A 17,626-nucleotide genomic window follows, 5' to 3' on the forward strand; every position below is an offset into this window, starting at 1 on the left:
ATAGCTCAGTTTGGTAGAGCACCTGGTTTGGGACCAGGGGGTCGCAGGTTCGAATCCTGTTTTCCCGATTAAAAATAATTTTTAGTTATAAATTTTGGAAGTTTGCTGGTCAAACTTCTTTTTTTGTTTTATAATAGACTTGTTAGCAAAAGTGATTATGTAAAGTCAGTTTGTAACCTGCCGGGGTGGCGGAACTGGCAGACGCACAGGACTTAAAATCCTGCGGTAAGTGATTACCGTACCGGTTCGATTCCGGTCCTCGGCATTATAACTAAAAATTATATATATTATGCACCCATAGCGCAACTGGATAGAGTGTCTGACTACGAATCAGAAGGTTGTAGGTTCGACTCCTACTGGGTGCATTTTTTGTTGAGTTAAAACTTAACATTTCGGGAAATAGCTCAGTTTGGTAGAGCACTACGTTCGGGACGTAGGGGTCGCAAGTTCAAATCTTGTTTTCCCGATTCAGTAAAAAAAGGGCTGCTTTAAAGTAGCCCTTTTTTTGTTGCGATAATCATATTTTATTCAAGCTATTGTAGAAATATATTGGCAAAAGAAGCTTATAATATTTATGTAAAGGCTTTAATAAGTGCTGTTTAGGCTTTTTAATTGCGATAATGCAGGGACGCGTTTATAATATTAGTCAAAGAAAGTCAAAACGCAAGAAGGTGGTGGCTCGATGCAAGGTCGAAATATTTCCGATATTATTGAGCAATACCTCAAGAGTATTTTAGCTGAAGCTCCTTATGTGGAGATTAAGCGATCTGAGGTTGCGCAGCATTTTGATTGTGTTCCTTCACAGATTAATTATGTGATTAAAACGCGTTTTACACTTCAAAATGGATATGTTGTGGAAAGTAAGCGTGGCGGTGGCGGATATATTCGGATTGAAAAGGTCAACTTAGTCGATAATGCTGATTTTTTGACCGATTTGATTGAATATGTCGGTGATGCTATTACGTATGCTGATGCTTTTAAAATTATCCAAACACTATATGATAATGAACTTTTAACCCGCAAAGAAGCCAATTTAATTCTTAGTGCTATCAGCAAAGATACCTTGGCTTTTACTGATAGCCAGTTAGAAAATATGGTCAGAGCGCGCATTATGATTAGTGTCATTAATCGGCTTAGGTATGCTGACTAAAGCCAAAGAAAGAAGGTATTTATATGGACGAATCTTATACACCTAGTGCTAATCGTGTTTTAGTACTTGCTCAAGAACAGGCGAATTACTTTAAACACCAAGCTATTGGCACTGAGCATTTACTTTTGGCCTTGACTATGGAAGAAAATGGGATAGCGGGCCAGGTTTTGCGTCAATCATTAGTTAGACCCACTGACGTTCGAGAAGAAATTGAACGCTTAGCAGGTTATGGCAGTTTAATGCGGCAGTCGCCCAACAATTATTTACCATATTCGCCTAAAGCCAAGGAAATTTTAGATGAGGCAGCACGGCAGGCTTATTATACTGGCTCAAGTAAAATCGGGACAGAGCATCTTTTATTAGCTTTACTTGGCAATGATGAAATTATTTCATCGCGTATTTTGCTGAGTCTGCATGTTGATATCAAGAATTTACGCCAAGTCTTATTGCGCAAGCTTGGTATAAACCAAGCACAATTGCGTCGTGCTATCAAGAAATCCGAAGAGCAAAAGGGTAAGTCAAAGACACCAACGCTGGATGAATTAGGACGCGATATGACTGAAATGGCTGCTGAAAAGATGATTGATCCTGTCATCGGCCGTGAAAAAGAAGTTAAGCGTGTCATCCAAGTATTAAGCCGTCGTACGAAAAATAATCCGGTTTTGTTAGGCGAACCCGGGGTTGGTAAAACCGCCGTGGCGGAAGGCTTAGCCCAAGCTATTGTAGCTGGCAAAGTACCGGAAAATCTCATCAATAACCGCTTAATGATGCTTGATATGGGCTCTTTAGTTGCCGGAACGAAGTATCGTGGTGAATTTGAAGATCGCTTAAAGAAGATTTTGGAAGAAGTTTATCGTGATGGCCATGTTATTTTATTTATTGATGAAATGCATACTTTGATTGGTGCTGGTGGAGCTGAAGGCGCAATTGATGCTTCCAACATTTTGAAACCAGCTTTAGCACGTGGTGAAGTTCAAATTATCGGGGCGACAACACTGGACGAATATCAAAAGTATGTTGAGTCTGATCCGGCTTTGGAACGCCGTTTTGCGACGGTTGTGGTTGATGAACCAACCCCCGAAGCTACCGTTGAAATCTTAAAGGGCATCCGGCCACGGTATGAACAGCATCACAAGGTCAATATTTCAGATGAAGCTTTGGAAGCAGCCGTCAAGTTGAGTAGCCGTTACATTACTAAGCGCTTCTTGCCTGATAAGGCGATTGATTTGATGGATGAAGCTGCTGCTCGTTTGCGGATTGTGAAAGTAGAAAATGGCAATAGTCGTGAAGTTGAACTTAATAACCAATTAAACGACTTGTCTAAGCGGCAAGAAGAAGCTTTGTTGGATGAAAAATTCGAAGAAGCTGCTAAATTGCGCAATCAAGCGATTTCTTTGCGCGATGAATTAGCTAAATTACAAGAAGTTAAGCACCAAAAAGCTGTTAACCGCGATTATGATGCCACGGTGAGCGCTGAAGATGTGGCTGAAGTTGTCGCTGAATGGACAGGTGTACCAGTAACGCAATTAACTAAGACGGAAAGCGAACGCTTGGTTAACTTGGAGAAGATTTTGCACAGACGGGTTGTAGGCCAAGAAGAAGCCATTAGTGCTGTTGCTAAGGCCATTCGCCGTGCCCGCAGCGGATTATCTGATCCTACGCGTCCAATCGGCTCATTTATGTTCTTAGGTCCAACTGGTGTTGGTAAGACCGAATTGGCCAAAGCTTTAGCTGAGGCAATGTTTGGATCTGAAGATGCGATGATTCGTATTGATATGAGTGAGTACATGGAGAAATATTCAACCAGTCGGTTAATCGGAGCTCCTCCTGGATATGTCGGTTATGATGAAGGTGGTCAGTTGACTGAAAAAGTGCGCAATAAGCCTTATTCAGTGGTATTGCTGGACGAAGTTGAAAAAGCCCACCCTGATGTCTTTAACTTATTGCTGCAAGTGCTTGATGACGGTTATTTATCCGACTCTAAAGGGCGCAAGGTCAACTTCAGAAATACCATTATCATTATGACTTCCAACTTGGGCGCTACTGCTTTGCAGGATGAAAAATCAGTGGGCTTTGGTGCTACAAAGATTACCAATGATTATGCAGCTATGTCAGCTAAAATTCGTGAGATTTTAAAGAAACATTTCCGTCCCGAATTTTTGAACCGGATTGATGAAATTGTTATCTTCCACTCCCTTGAAAAAGAAGAATTGCATCAAATTGTGAAGTTGATGGCTCAAGGCGTAATTGCTCGAATTACTGAGCAAGGGATTAACCTCAAAATCACGCCAGCTGCGATTGATGTTGTCTCTAAAGCCGGCTTTGATCCCGAATATGGGGCCCGTCCAATTCGCAGAGCATTGCAAAATGAAGTGGAAGACCGCTTAAGTGAAGCTTTGCTGGAAGGCCAGATGAAGCAGGGAGATACGGTTACCATTGGTGCTAAAGGCGGCAAAATTACTTTAAACGTTAAAAAGAAGGTAAAAAAGGCAGCTACGCGCAAGAAACAGGCTGTTAAATAAAACACAAAAAACCGAAGAGTTTTTCTCTTCGGTTTTTTGTATAATTGAGTTATGGAATTTAAAAGGATGACGTCAATGAATGATAAATTAGATGCTAAAACAGGCATAACAGATACTTTGCCGACGGTATTCGGCTATATTGGAATTGGACTAGCTTTTGGGATTGTCAGTAAGACTGCTGGGTTAAAAGCCTGGGAAGTTTTACTAATGTCTTTGATTGCTTATGGCTGATCAGTACAGTTTATTGCCGTTAGTATGCTAAGGCAGGCAGTCTGATTCTATCCATTGTCTTTTCGGCTTTCTTGGTTAATGCCCGCATGTTTTTACTGGGGATGAATGTGGCACCTTATTTTGTCAAAGAAAATATCTTCAAAAACATCGCTATCGGGACTCTGCTGACGGATGAAATTTTTGCGTTGAGTATGAATTAAGAAGAATTTCACCAATAACCGCTTAACTTTTGAATGGTTTAACGCCAGCAATATTGTTGCGTATCTTGCTTGGAGTTTGTCAACTTATGTTGGTGCACTCTTGGGCAGTTTTATCTTCAATCCGAATAAGTTGGGCCCTGATTTTGCATTAGTTGCCATGTTTATCGGACTTTTATATCTGCAAATCATTTAGATAAAAAATTGCAGGTAATAATGTGTCTTTTGACCTTTGTGATGGTTTTTGTGGGAATGATTTTTATTCCTGTGAATATTTTAGTTCTCGTTGTAACTTTAATTGGATGCGGAATCTGGGTGGCTTTGAAACATGCTTTCAGTTAATTTTGTAGTTTTGACGATTTTTGGTTGTGGTCTGGTGATGTGGCTGACCAAAATTATTCCTTTTATTTTATTGAAATATTTGAAGTTAAGTAAGGTGTCATTGAATATTTAAACTTTGTGCCGGTAGTTATTATGTCGGCCTTATGGTTTGAAAATTTATTTGACCAGCATTTAGGCCACTTGCCGACCTTAAATGTAGAAAATTGCCTCGTAACATTGCCAACACTTTTGACGGCTATCATTACCAAAAGTTTGGTGTGGGTCGTTGTGGTCGGCATTGTTTCAATGGCTTTCATAAGGATGTTTATTTGACTTGACATAGTTAACATTTATTGCTAAAATTAATGAATACATAAAACTGTGAATTTAGATGCTTGATGTGATCTATTGTCCATATCAAGCAAAAGAAGAAGCAAAAATAGTGAGGTTTAGATGGTTAAACAGAACTGTTTTTGGTTTTTTTTTGCCAAAATTCGCTGAAAATGTCGTTGAAAATGCATTTGTAACAAAAATGTAATATTTCATGGGGTTTTTAAGTATGATGCTTTCACAGAAATTTTTGGAGAGGTGAACAACTTGGCAGGACATTTAGTAAAATACGGCAAACACCGTGTGCGCAGAAGTTATTCTCGAATTAAAGAAGTTCTTGATTTGCCAAATTTAATCGAGATTCAAACAGATTCTTACAAATGGTTCTTAGATGAAGGTTTGCGAGAAATATTTGAAGACATTATGCCAATTGACGATTTTGCCGGCAAATTGTCGCTTGAATTTGTAAACTATCAATTATTAGAACCTAAGTATACAGTTGATGAAGCACGTAATCACGATGCTAACTATTCAGCTCCTTTGCACGTCACATTGCGCTTGCTTAACAAGGAAACAGGCGAAATCAAGTCACAAGATGTCTTCTTTGGCGATTTCCCATTGATGACTAAGCAAGGGACTTTCATTATTAACGGGGCCGAACGTGTTATCGTTTCCCAACTTGTTCGTTCACCAGGTGTTTATTTCAACTCCGAAACTGACAAGAATGACCGCCGCACATATGGTACAACTGTTATCCCTAACCGTGGTGCTTGGCTTGAATATGAAACTGATGCTAAAAACATCGCTTATGTCCGCATTGATCGGACCCGTAAAATTCCTTTGACTGAATTAGTTCGGGCTTTGGGTTATGCTAGCGATGATGAAATTATCAACATTTTGGGTAAAAACGAATCTTTACTTAAGACCATCCAAAAAGATGTTCATAAGAATGAAGAAGATTCCCGCGTTGAAGAAGCCTTAAAAGACATCTATGAACGTTTACGCCCAGGTGAACCAAAGACAGCAGATTCATCTAGAAGTCTTTTGACAGCACGTTTCTTTGATCCAAAGCGTTATGATTTAGCACCGGTTGGTCGTTATAAGATTAATAAGAAACTTGACCTCAAGACCCGCCTTTTAGGGACCCGCTTAGCAGAAACGCTGGCTGACCCTGAAACAGGGGAAATCATTGCTGAAGCAGGTACAACCATTACTAAAGATGTAATGAAGAACTTGTCTGCATACTTGAAGCGCGATGATTTCAAGATGTATACTTTCACACCATCTGATGAAGGCGTTGTGCAAGAACCAATGACTTTACAAATCATCAAGGTTTACTCTGAAACAAATCCGGAAGAAGTTATCAATATGATTGGTAATGGTAATGTTCCTTTGGAATATAAGCACATTACCCCAGCCGATATCTTGGCTTCAATGAACTACTTCTTCAACTTGCAAGAAGGTTTAGGTTCAGTTGATGATATTGACCACTTGGGTAACCGTCGGATTCGTTCAGTTGGTGAACTTTTGCAAAACCAATTCCGTATCGGTTTGACACGGATGGAACGTGTTGTTCGTGAACGGATGTCAATTCAAGACACTGCCACGGTTACACCACAACAATTGATTAATATTCGTCCAGTTGTTGCGTCCATTAAAGAATTCTTTGGTTCATCCCAATTGTCCCAATTCATGGATCAAACGAACCCATTGGGCGAACTTACTCACAAACGTCGTCTTTCAGCTTTAGGGCCTGGTGGTTTGACGCGTGACCGTGCCGGCTATGAAGTTCGTGACGTTCACTATACGCACTATGGCCGGATGTGTCCTATTGAAACACCTGAAGGTCCTAACATCGGTTTGATCAACTCCTTGTCAACATATGCCCATGTTAACCGCTATGGTTTTATTGAAACACCATATCGTCGTGTATCTTGGGATACGCACAAAGTTACCGACAAGATTGACTATTTGACAGCTGATGAAGAAGATAATTACGTTGTTGCCCAAGCCAACACACCACTTAATGAAGATGGATCATTTGTTGATGATACTATCATGGCACGCAGCAAGGATGAAAATATTGAAACTACACCAGACAAAATTGACTACATGGACGTTTCACCTAAGCAAGTTGTTGCGGTTGCGACGGCATGTATTCCTTTCTTGGAAAACGATGACTCCAACCGTGCTTTGATGGGTGCCAACATGCAACGTCAGGCTGTGCCTTTGATTAAGCCACATGCTCCACTTGTTGGGACTGGTATTGAATATAAAGCTGCTCATGACTCTGGGGATGCTTTAATTGCTGACCATGCCGGTACAGTTGAATACGTTGATGCCCGTGAAGTTCGCGTTCGTCGCGAAGACAGCTCACTTGATACTTACAAGTTAATGAAGTTCCGTCGTTCCAACGGTGGTAAAAACTACAACCAAACACCAATTGTCCGCGTGGGAGACCATGTTGATGCTGATGATGTTTTGGCTGATGGTCCATCAATGGAACAAGGTGAACTTGCTTTGGGTCAAAACCCACTTATCGCCTTCATGACTTGGGATGGTTACAACTTCGAAGATGCCATTGCTATCAACGAACGTTTAGTTAAAGAAGATGTTTATACTTCAATCCACATCGAAGAACACGAATCAGAAGCACGTGATACGAAGCTTGGACCTGAAGAAATCACCCGTGAAATTCCTAACGTCGGCGACGATGCCTTGAAGAACCTTGATGAATTTGGGGTTGTTCGTGTTGGTGCTGAAGTTAAAGACGGTGATATCTTGGTTGGTAAAGTTACGCCAAAGGGTGTAACGGAACTTTCCGCTGAAGAACGTCTCTTGCATGCTATCTTCGGTGAAAAAGCTCGTGAAGTTCGTGATACTTCCTTGCGTGTACCTCACGGTGGTGGCGGTATTGTGCAAGACGTCAGGACCTTTACCCGTGAAAATGGCGATGAACTTGCACCAGGTGTTAACACAATGGTTCGTGTTTACATTGTGCAAAAACGTAAGCTTCAAGTTGGTGATAAGATGGCCGGCCGTCACGGTAACAAAGGTACGGTTTCCGTTGTTATCCCTGAAGAAGATATGCCATTTATGCCAGATGGTACACCAATCGATATCATGCTTTCACCAATGGGTGTGCCTTCCCGTATGAACATTGGACAGGTACTTGATCTTCACTTAGGTATGGCTGCTCGTGAACTTGGTATTCACGTAACTTCACCTGTTTTTGATGGTGCGCGTGATGAAGATATCTGGGATGCTTTGAAAGAAGCAGGTCTTCCAGCTGACGGTAAGACAGTTCTTTATGATGGCCGGACTGGTGAAGCCTTTGATAACCGGATTTCTGTTGGTGTCATGTACTACATGAAGTTAGCTCACATGGTTGACGATAAGATGCATGCTCGTTCCATCGGACCATACTCACTTGTTACGCAACAACCACTTGGTGGTAAAGCACAATTTGGTGGTCAGCGTTTCGGTGAAATGGAAGTTTGGGCCCTCGAAGCTTATGGTGCAGCTTACACCTTGCAAGAAATCTTGACTTATAAGTCTGATGACGTTGTGGGTCGTGTGAAGACTTACGAAGCTATCGTTAAGGGCGAACAAATTCCACAACCTGGTGTTCCTGAATCATTCCGTGTGTTGGTTAAAGAACTCCAAGCATTGGGCCTTGATATGAAAGTGCTTGATAGCGACAAAAATGAAATTGAATTGCGCGATATGGACGATGATGAAGACGGTGTTAAGAACATCGATGCCTTAGCTAAGTTCAAGCAACAAGAAGATGAAAAGCGCGCTTTAGAAGAACAAAAAACACAAGAAGCAGAAGAAACAAAAGCTGAATAATTAAGAAAAGGGAGGTCGGTCCTTTGATCGATGTCAATAAATTCGATAGTATGCAAATCGGTTTAGCTTCATCTGATAAGATCCGCAGCTGGTCTTATGGTGAAGTTAAGAAGCCTGAAACAATCAACTATCGTACGTTGAAGCCAGAAAAAGACGGTCTGTTCGATGAACGCATCTTCGGGCCAACAAAAGACTGGGAATGTGCTTGTGGTAAGTACAAGAAGGTCAGCTACAAAGGTACTGTTTGTGACCGTTGTGGTGTTGAAGTTACTCGTTCAAAAGTTCGTCGTGAACGTATGGGTCACATTGAACTTGCCGCACCTGTAACACATATTTGGTATTTCAAAGGTATTCCAAGTCGTATGGGACTTGTGCTTGATATGAGCCCACGTGCCCTTGAAGAAGTTATTTATTTTGCTTCTTATGTAGTTACTGATCCAGGTGATTCCCCACTTGAAAAGAAGCAACTTTTGACTGAAGGCGAATATCGTGAAAAACGCCAAGAATATGGGCAAAGCTTTAAGGCAGCTATGGGTGCTGAAGCTGTGCGGACTTTATTGCGTGACGTTGATTTAGAAGCTGAATGTGCTGAACTTAAAGAAGAATTAAAAGAAGCTACAGGCCAAAAGCGGACCCGTGCCGTACGTCGCTTGGACATTTTGGAAGCTTTCCTTAAGTCAGGCAACCGTCCTGAATGGATGGTTATGGATGCTATTCCAGTTATTCCACCTGATTTGCGTCCAATGGTTCAACTTGAAGGTGGCCGGTTTGCAACTTCTGATTTGAACGATTTATACCGTCGTGTTATCAACCGTAACAACCGTTTAAAGAAATTGCTTGAACTTCATGCTCCTGGCATCATCGTGCAAAACGAAAAGCGGATGTTGCAAGAAGCTGTTGATGCCTTGATTGACAACGGTCGTCGTGGACGTCCTGTTGCCGGTCCTGGTAACCGTCCATTGAAGTCACTTTCACACATGCTTAAAGGTAAGCAAGGACGTTTCCGCCAAAACTTGCTTGGTAAGCGTGTTGACTATTCTGGCCGTTCTGTTATCGATGTTGGTCCTAAGTTAAAACTTAACCAAATGGGTATTCCGCATGAAATGGCTTTGGAATTGTTCAAACCATTCATGATGCACGAATTGGTTAAGCGCGATATAGCTTCTAACATTAAGAATGCTAAGCGTAAGATTGATAACCGTGATGATGATATTTGGGACGTTTTGGAAGACGTTATCAAAGAACACCCTGTTTTGCTTAACCGCGCCCCTACCTTGCACCGTTTAGGTATTCAGGCCTTTGAACCAACTTTGGTTGATGGTAAAGCGATGCGCTTGCACCCACTTGCCTGTGAAGCCTACAATGCCGATTTTGACGGTGACCAAATGGCCATCCACGTACCATTATCTGATGAAGCACAAGCCGAAGCACGTTTGCTGATGCTCGCTGCTCACCACATTTTGGCTCCTAAAGATGGTAAGCCAATCATCTCACCATCTCAGGATATGACGATTGGTAACTACTACATCACCATCGAAGAAAAAGATCGTGAAGGCGAAGGCATGATCTTTAAAGATGTCAATGAAGTACGGACTGCATACCAAAACAACTATGTTCACTTGCATACACGGATTGGTTTGCAAACTTCATCTTTGGCTAAAGCTGGCAAGCCATTTACTGACTTCCAAAAGAGCCGTATTTTGGTAACAACTGCTGGTAAGGCCATTTTTAACGAAATCTTGCCAAAAGATTTCCCATATTTAAATGAACCAACTGAAGAAAACTTGACTGAAGGTACTCCTGATAAGTACTTCTTGGAACCAGGTGAAGATATTCATGCTTACCTTAAGGAACATGAATTAGTTGGACCATTCAAGTCAGGATTCTTGTCTGATATCATTGCCCAAGTCTACAAGGATTACAAGGTTACAGCTACAGCTGAACTTTTGGACCGGATGAAAGACCTTGGTTACTATGAATCAACTAAATCTGGTTTGACCGTGGGTATGATTGATGTTACTGAACTTAAAGAAAAGCCAGCTATCATTGAAAAAGCTCACAAGGATGTTGCTGTAGTTGCAAAGCAATTCCGTCGTGGTTTGATTACGGAAAAGGAACGCTATGATCGCGTTATTGCTATTTGGAACAAGGCTAAAGACGATATCCAAGCTAAATTGGTTGAAAACATGGATCCTTCCAACCCTATCCAAATGATGTCTGATTCTGGTGCGCGTGGTAACATTTCTAACTTTACTCAGCTTGCCGGTATGCGTGGTTTGATGGCCGCTCCTAACGGTAAGACTATGGAAATTCCTGTTATTGCGAACTTCCGTGAAGGTTTGTCTGTGCAAGAAATGTTCATGTCAACGCACGGTGCTCGTAAAGGTATGACTGATACAGCCTTGAAGACAGCCGATTCAGGTTACTTGACTCGTCGTTTGGTTGATGTGGCGCAAGATGTTATCATTCGTGAAACTGACTGTGGCACTGACCGTGGGCTTGATGTTTCAGCTATCACTGAAGGCAATGAAATGATTGAACCATTGTATGACCGTATTTTGGGCCGTTACACAATGAAGTCAGTCTTAGATCCTAAGACCGGTGAAGTAATCGTGCCTGCTAACGTCATGATGGATGAAGATTTAGCTCAAAAGGTTGTCGATGCCGGAGTTGAAACAGTAACCATTCGTTCAGCCTTCACATGCAACACCCGTCATGGTGTTTGTGAACACTGCTACGGCCGAAACATGGCTACTGGTGATGAAGTTGAAGTTGGTGAAGCTGTTGGTACTGTGGCTGCTCAATCTATCGGTGAACCAGGTACTCAGCTTACGATGCGTACTTTCCACACCGGTGGTGTTGCCGGAGACGATATCACTCAAGGGCTTCCTCGTGTTCAAGAAATCTTTGAAGCACGGAACCCTAAAGGTCGTGCTACCATCAGTGAAGTTACAGGTATTGTTGAATCTATCGAAGAAAATGCCGGGGAACACAAGAAGGTTGTCACTGTTAAAGGTGAAACTGATACACGTTCCTATGATTTGCCACTCAGTGCGGCTTTGAAGGTTGCTGAAGGTGACAGCATTCATCGTGGTGATCCATTGACGGTCGGTTCAATTGATCCTAAGGAATTAATCAAGGTTCGTGATGTCTTATCTACTGAAAACTACATTTTACGTGAAATTCAAAAAGTTTACCGTATGCAAGGTGTAGGTATTTCCGATAAGCACATCGAAGTTATGTCTCGCCAAATGTTACGCAAGGTTCGTATCATGGATCCAGGCGATACTGATATGCTTCCAGGTACTTTGCTTGATGTTAATGACTTCAAGGATAACAACGTTAAGACATTGATTAGCGGGGGTGTTCCTGCAACTGCCCGTCCAGTCTTGCTTGGTATCACTAAGGCTTCCTTGGAAACAAACAGTTTCTTATCTGCTGCTTCCTTCCAGGAAACAACGCGTGTCTTGACGGATGCTGCTATTCGCGGTAAGAACGATCCATTAGTTGGTTTGAAGGAAAATGTTATCATTGGTAAGATTATCCCTGCTGGTACTGGTATGAGAAAGTATCGTGATATCGTTCCTGAAGAAGAAGCACCTGAAGAAGGCGTTTATGAATCAATTGCTTCTGTTTCAGACCTTGCTAATACGACTGAAACTGCTAATAATTAAAAAATAAAAAAGCACCTTGAAAGGACTCACAGATAAAGTCCAACGAGTAGCTTTGGGAAGTCTTTGAAATTTCTAATAACTAAAAAAACTGAGACTTTAATCTCAGTTTTTTTTACATATTATTTTTGACCTCATTAAGAAGCCAATCATTAAAAGCTTCTTGATCTACACCTAAACAAACGGTAGCGTTGGTCTTATTATGGTAAGCATGCCTAATATCAGCAACTGTGGCTCCCTTAGCTGGACCTTCGCAGACAACATCTACCCAAAAAGCTTCCGTTGCTGACTTACAGCCGGTAGAAGAATAAAATGAAAAGGCCCGTTTCATTTGAAGCGGGCCTTTTCTTATGCACTTTTTTTCTTTTGGTAAAACAGGTATGCCGGAATACTCAGCCAAGAGATGAGAGCAGCGATAAGTCCCGTGTAATAGAGCAGATTGGGCCTGTAACTGACAGTAATTGTGCTATGTCCTTTTGGAACAGGCAAACTGACTGTTCCTCGAGCGCTGGATGAGACAACAGCGGACTTTCCATTGATGGTTGCCACAGTTCGTCTATAGCGGATAGTCGGCAGGTCTAATGTTTGCTTCTTTTTGCTTACCAGCTTATACGTAATGGAATTAGCAGCATAAGAAATTGTCGTAACACCGGTAAAAGGTTTGTTTTTGCTGTAAACAGTCTGCTTAACAATGCTTTGAGTGTTCTTGTTTGAAGAAATATCATTATGGTCAAAAGATTGTTTTGGATAGTAGTCTGTTTCTCCATACATGATCAAATAGGTAAAAATATTTTTATAATTTCCTTTATCTAAGAGTACGTCAGACGGGATTGTAACAGGAGATGCGGTATTTTTTGACAAACTGCTGTCTTTAGCAGCAATGATGCTTGCATGCTGCGGAGCTACAATGCTTGCATAACAGCATAATAAGGCAAGCGATGCAATAACTGTCAGAATATTAGCGGTATATTGCGATTTTCCCAACCGTACAATACTTTCAAAAATTAACGAAGCAGTAACCGCTAAGAAGAGGCAGGCATATGAATTAAAGCGGTACGGGAATTGAATAGTTCCTAAAAGCGGATAAAGCGGTGTCTTTTGAATTAAGTCCCAAGGAATAAGGCTGGTGGTTAGACAAAGCATAAAAACTCCCAACGCATAAATAGCAAGTTCGCGGGAGGACTTGTTGGCAATTATCCAACCTAAAAATGCTGTTAAGATTAGAATCAGTCCAATTGCATGATTTGTTGCGGCCGTATTTTCCAAAGAAAGCTGGAAAGTTGTAAATATTGTGCTGACCCATAAAAAGCAGCGTCTGGGGGTAGCAAGTCCGCCGCCAATCAAATCTGTAACAATAGGTACAAAAATAAAGGAGCTTAAGAAAAAAGTGAGGATACCTGCTTTGATGAGGGCTTTGATTCTTAAGAATTCAACTTTTTTATAAAAAATGAATTTGGCTAAAAAGAGGCCCACACAAATCATGGCAGACATATAAACACTGAGCAGGTGGCTGTATAAAAGCAGTGCCATACCGATAGCAAGGATGTACCAGTATTTGGTATCGTCCCATAAAATATTGTAAATTCCTAAGAAAATCAAAGGTAAAAATGTATAGGCAATAAATTCGCCCCAGACAGTATTGTACAACCCGAGATAAAGATGGTAGCTGGCAAAAGTATAAATTAAAGCAAAAAGAAAGCTGCGGGTTGTATTACCTTTTGTAAATCGGTACATACAGTAATAGGCAGTAGCCATAGTTAAAAAGTTGAAGAAACCGACCCAAAGATAAAATGCAGTAACCGGGTTAAAGATGAAGCGTAAAAATGCCATCGGGTATAAGAAAACGGTCGGATAAAAGAGAAAATTACCTACACCGCTGTGGCTGAAAGTGCGGCTGGCAATGAAGGTAAAGAAATGTCCGTCTCTTAGGTTTTGATAGATTTCTTCAACTCGTGAAAGGTGAAAGCTCCCGTCAGATCTTAAAATAATTTTTCCTTCGTGCATAAAAAGTGCAATCGAGATATAGCTCAGCAATAAAAAGATTCCAAAAACAGCAAGGTTGATGGAGATTTTTTTGTTAAGCCTAAAGTTCTTCCCAAACATAATAAGCTCCTTTGTGTGTTTAATTGTGACTTAAAAATACGAATAAATTTTACCCCCCAAAAAAACAGACTGTCAAGCGGCTCTAACTACTAAAATATATTTGCTAAAAGTCAAAATAAAATCATGCTGAGACAGGCTCCCAGAAACAGCGGAGGTAAAAAAGGCAGGGGGCGATTGGTCATTTTTAGAAAATAGTAAGCCAAAACAAAAATGACACAGGCAATGGCGACTGTTAATTAGGCGAGATGCATCCCAAAGGCGATAATAAAGAAGGTAAGAAAAACAGCATCTGCCAAGCAATGTCATTAATCTCAGTTTTTTTTTACATATTATTTTTGACCTCATTAAGAAGCCAATCATTAAAAGCTTCTTGATCTACACCTAAACAAACGGTAGCGTTGGTCTTATTATGGTAAGCATGCCTAATATCAGCAACCGTGGCTCCCTTAGCTGGACCTTCGCAGACAACATCTACCCAAAAAGCTTCCGTCTTGAAAGCTTCTGGATGCAAAAGGTAAAAAATAGTCTGCAGATCATGGATAGCTGTACCTTGTTCATTACGGTCAAAATCATTATTAATCAAAGCGGATAACATTTTACCGGCAGCATTAGTTTGTTGTAGCAACGATTGTGTTTTTTGAGTAATACGGCCGGTAAGGGTTGAATCAAGTCCAATCATGGTTAACTTGAGGCCTGATTCAAAGAGAATTTTAGCGGCATGTGGATCAGTGAAAACATTGAATTCAGCTGTGCTAGTCATATTGCCGCGACCAAGGCTTCCTCCCATAATAATAATTTCCTGGATTTTTTCTTTAACTTCAGGATAAAGCGTCAAAAGGACACCAAGGTTGGTAAAAGCACCGGTAGCGATAATCGTTAATTTAGCTTCACTATGAAGTAGTTGCTCTTTTAAGGCAGTCACAGCATCAATGGCTAAAACTTTTGTTTGGGGAGCTCCAAAATCGTACCCTTTAATACCTTTTTCACCGTGGACACGGCTAGCATCTTCTAAAGGCTGCATTAAAGGTTTTTTAGCCCCTTTTGCAACAGGTACATGACGGCCGAAAAATTCAACAATATTTAAAGCATTGTGGCTCGTTTTCTCAACGTCAACATTGCCGGCGACTGTGGTAATCAGCTGCAAGTCAATGTCAGGATCAGTTAATGCGCAGGCTAAAGCACAGGTATCATCAATACCAGGATCACAATCCATCATAATTTTGTGCATAATTTTTCTCCTTTAACAGTGAGTGATAGAAGTATTATACACCAAATAAAGGCGGAAAAACATAGGCAAGTCCAAGGTAAGTAAGGGTGAGAAAAGGAATAAATGGTAATTTTGCAACTTTAGCGAATATATTGAAAACTAGACAGCCTAAGGTAGCCAAAAATAAAATCAGGCAGGTACAATACCAGCCAAAGGCCAGCATTAATCCCAAAAGCACTAAAGTATCACCAGCTCCCAGCCAATGGCGCCAATTAAAAATGACTAAGATAAGGCACAGACAAAGCATGATGACCAAATCAAAAGGCGTTAGGGTTGGCTTTAAAAAACGAAGACTAAGACAGAAAATAAGGCCCAACAATAGCAAAATATTAGGGACACTTAAGGTTAGTAGATCAAACCAAGCTAAGGCAGCCAGCCATAATCCCAAACTAAAAAGGAGGCCGGCATAAAGATTAAGTGTTAAATAACGGCTGGCAAAAAAGCCGCCAAACAGTTCAAATAACGGCGGAGCTAAGGATAATTTATGCTGACAGAAATGACAGCGGCCTTTTTGAAGGGCAACGCCGATAATAGGAATCAGCTGCCAAAAAGCTAGTGAATGGTGGCAGGTATCACAAAAAGAGCGGGCAATAAATTGTGATACATGATTAACTTGGCGCCAAACCAAACATTGAATGAAGGAAGCTATAATTGTTCCCAAAATAAATTTGCCGGCTAAAAGCATCTCAAATCACCTCAGTTAATAAAGACGAAAAAAGAGGACAATTTTTTTGTTAAAAAAAAGAAAATTGTTTGACACTGCCCGGTGAAGCGTGGTAACCTATAAAAGGTGCTTTATGCGAACAGTTCTCTTGGAAAACCAAGATCGTGCTGGCTGTGAGCAAGTTAGCACAGAGGCGTACATCGGGACGTTCTTTTTTTAAAAACAAAAAAGAAACTCCTGGATGTGTGTACTTAGAAAATTAATCTGAAATCAGGAAGGAGGAAGCTTTAGATGCCTACAATTAACCAATTAGTTCGTAAAGGTCGTCAATCTAAAGGTTCAAAATCTAATTCCCCAGCTTTAAACTTTGGGTACAATAGTTACAAGAAAGTACAAACAAACAATCCTGCTCCACAAAAACGTGGGGTTGCTACTCGTGTCGGCACAATGACACCAAAGAAGCCTAACTCAGCTTTGCGTAAGTACGCTCGTGTTCGTTTGTCAAACTTGATTGAAGTTACAGCCTACATTCCAGGTATCGGCCACAACTTGCAAGAACACTCTGTTGTTTTGATTCGTGGCGGCCGTGTAAAGGATTTACCTGGGGTTCGTTACCACATCATCCGTGGTGCGCTTGATACTGCCGGTGTTGATGGTCGTATGCAATCACGCTCCAAGTATGGTGCTAAGAGACCAAAGCAAAAGAAGTAATCTGATACTTCAAAATTAAATTTAATTAACGAAAACACTTACGAGAATTTGAGGAGGTCATTGTAATGCCAAGAAAAGGTGGCGTTTCAAAACGCGAAGTGCTCCCAGATCCAATTTATAACTCAAAATTGGTTACACGCTTGATCAACCGTTTGATGTTAGACGGTAAGCGCGGGACAGCATCAAAGATTTTATACGAAGCATTTGATATTGTTAAGGATAAGACAGGTAACGAACCACTTGATGTCTTTGAAGAAGCAATGAAGAATATTATGCCTGTGATGGAAGTTAAAGCTCGTCGTGTCGGCGGTTCTAACTACCAAGTTCCTATTGAAGTTCGTCCAGATCGTCGTACAACATTAGGTCTTCGCTGGTTGGTAAACTACTCACGTTTACGTGGCGAACACACAATGTCAGAACGTTTGGCAAACGAAATCATGGATGCTGCAAACAACACAGGTGCATCAGTTAAGAAACGCGAAGATACACACAAGATGGCAGAAGCCAACCGCGCATTCGCACATTATCGTTGGTAATTTGAAATGGCTATTATATGATTTTCATAATCCTATGATAGTCATTTTTTTAAGAGTAATGTCACATTATT

The 17,626-nt window shown here is 41.0% G+C and carries 9 protein-coding genes, 3 tRNA genes and 3 pseudogenes; 11 read left to right on the top strand and 4 right to left on the bottom strand.

Annotated elements, in window-relative coordinates:
- Window positions 1-179 precede the first annotated feature (179 nt).
- The 9 genes and pseudogenes from BMX26_RS06090 to rpoC all read left to right on the top strand — a co-directional run bounded on the left by BMX26_RS06090 (window position 180) and on the right by rpoC (window position 12,277).
- A tRNA-Leu gene (locus tag BMX26_RS06090) sits at window positions 180-265 on the top strand.
- Between the two features lie 26 nt (window positions 266-291).
- A tRNA-Arg gene (locus tag BMX26_RS06095) sits at window positions 292-365 on the top strand.
- 28 nt (window positions 366-393) lie between these two features.
- Window positions 394-467, top strand: a tRNA-Pro gene (locus tag BMX26_RS06100).
- 215 nt (window positions 468-682) lie between these two features.
- Entirely contained in the window at window positions 683-1,150 is a 468-nt protein-coding gene (locus BMX26_RS06105) for a CtsR family transcriptional regulator (protein ID WP_075530562.1), read from the top strand.
- A 23-nt stretch (window positions 1,151-1,173) separates the two neighbouring features.
- The gene (locus BMX26_RS06110; protein WP_075530563.1) at window positions 1,174-3,672 is read left to right on the top strand and encodes an ATP-dependent Clp protease ATP-binding subunit; all 2,499 of its coding nucleotides are present in this window, start codon (window positions 1,174-1,176) and stop codon (window positions 3,670-3,672) included.
- Window positions 3,673-3,747: 75 nt separating this feature from the next.
- Window positions 3,748-4,442 (top strand): annotated as a pseudogene (locus BMX26_RS06115) (AzlC family ABC transporter permease).
- Window positions 4,429-4,754: pseudogene (locus BMX26_RS06120) on the top strand (AzlD domain-containing protein). Before BMX26_RS06115 ends, BMX26_RS06120 begins: the two co-directional pseudogenes overlap by 14 nt.
- Window positions 4,755-5,009: 255 nt before the next feature.
- Window positions 5,010-8,603 (top strand): DNA-directed RNA polymerase subunit beta, encoded by a 3,594-nt coding sequence (locus BMX26_RS06125; protein WP_143454872.1) that lies wholly within the window; start codon window positions 5,010-5,012, stop codon window positions 8,601-8,603.
- Window positions 8,604-8,626: 23 nt separating this feature from the next.
- Window positions 8,627-12,277 (top strand): DNA-directed RNA polymerase subunit beta', encoded by a 3,651-nt coding sequence (rpoC, locus tag BMX26_RS06130; protein ID WP_075530565.1) that lies wholly within the window; start codon window positions 8,627-8,629, stop codon window positions 12,275-12,277.
- Window positions 12,278-12,389: 112 nt separating this feature from the next.
- Here rpoC and BMX26_RS06135 read toward each other — a convergent pair.
- The 4 genes and pseudogenes from BMX26_RS06135 to BMX26_RS06150 all read right to left on the bottom strand — a co-directional run.
- Window positions 12,390-12,557, bottom strand: a pseudogene (locus BMX26_RS06135) (ribonucleoside hydrolase RihC); the annotation flags it as partial.
- A gap of 65 nt (window positions 12,558-12,622) precedes the next feature.
- A complete protein-coding gene (locus BMX26_RS06140) occupies window positions 12,623-14,377 on the bottom strand; it encodes a hypothetical protein (protein ID WP_075530567.1) in 1,755 nt (584 codons plus the stop codon).
- Between the two features lie 322 nt (window positions 14,378-14,699).
- On the bottom strand, window positions 14,700-15,608 hold the full coding sequence (gene rihC, locus BMX26_RS06145) for a ribonucleoside hydrolase RihC (protein WP_082272499.1): 909 nt from the start codon (window positions 15,606-15,608) through the stop codon (window positions 14,700-14,702).
- Between the two features lie 31 nt (window positions 15,609-15,639).
- The gene (locus BMX26_RS06150; protein WP_173648169.1) at window positions 15,640-16,305 is read right to left on the bottom strand and encodes an A24 family peptidase; all 666 of its coding nucleotides are present in this window, start codon (window positions 16,303-16,305) and stop codon (window positions 15,640-15,642) included.
- Window positions 16,306-16,599: 294 nt separating this feature from the next.
- On the opposite strand from BMX26_RS06150, the gene rpsL reads away from it, so the two are divergent.
- Both rpsL and rpsG read left to right on the top strand, forming a co-directional pair.
- Window positions 16,600-17,019: a 30S ribosomal protein S12 gene (gene rpsL, locus BMX26_RS06155; protein WP_075530570.1), complete on the top strand. Its 420-nt coding sequence runs from the start codon at window positions 16,600-16,602 to the stop codon at window positions 17,017-17,019.
- A gap of 65 nt (window positions 17,020-17,084) precedes the next feature.
- Window positions 17,085-17,555 carry a 30S ribosomal protein S7 gene (rpsG, locus tag BMX26_RS06160; protein WP_075530571.1) on the top strand — a complete coding sequence of 157 codons (471 nt, stop codon included), beginning with the start codon at window positions 17,085-17,087 and terminating at the stop codon, window positions 17,553-17,555.
- Window positions 17,556-17,626: the final 71 nt, after the last annotated feature.

The organism is Ligilactobacillus sp. WC1T17 (assembly GCA_900110005.1).
In the GTDB taxonomy this organism is placed as follows: domain Bacteria; phylum Bacillota; class Bacilli; order Lactobacillales; family Lactobacillaceae; genus Ligilactobacillus; species Ligilactobacillus ruminis_A.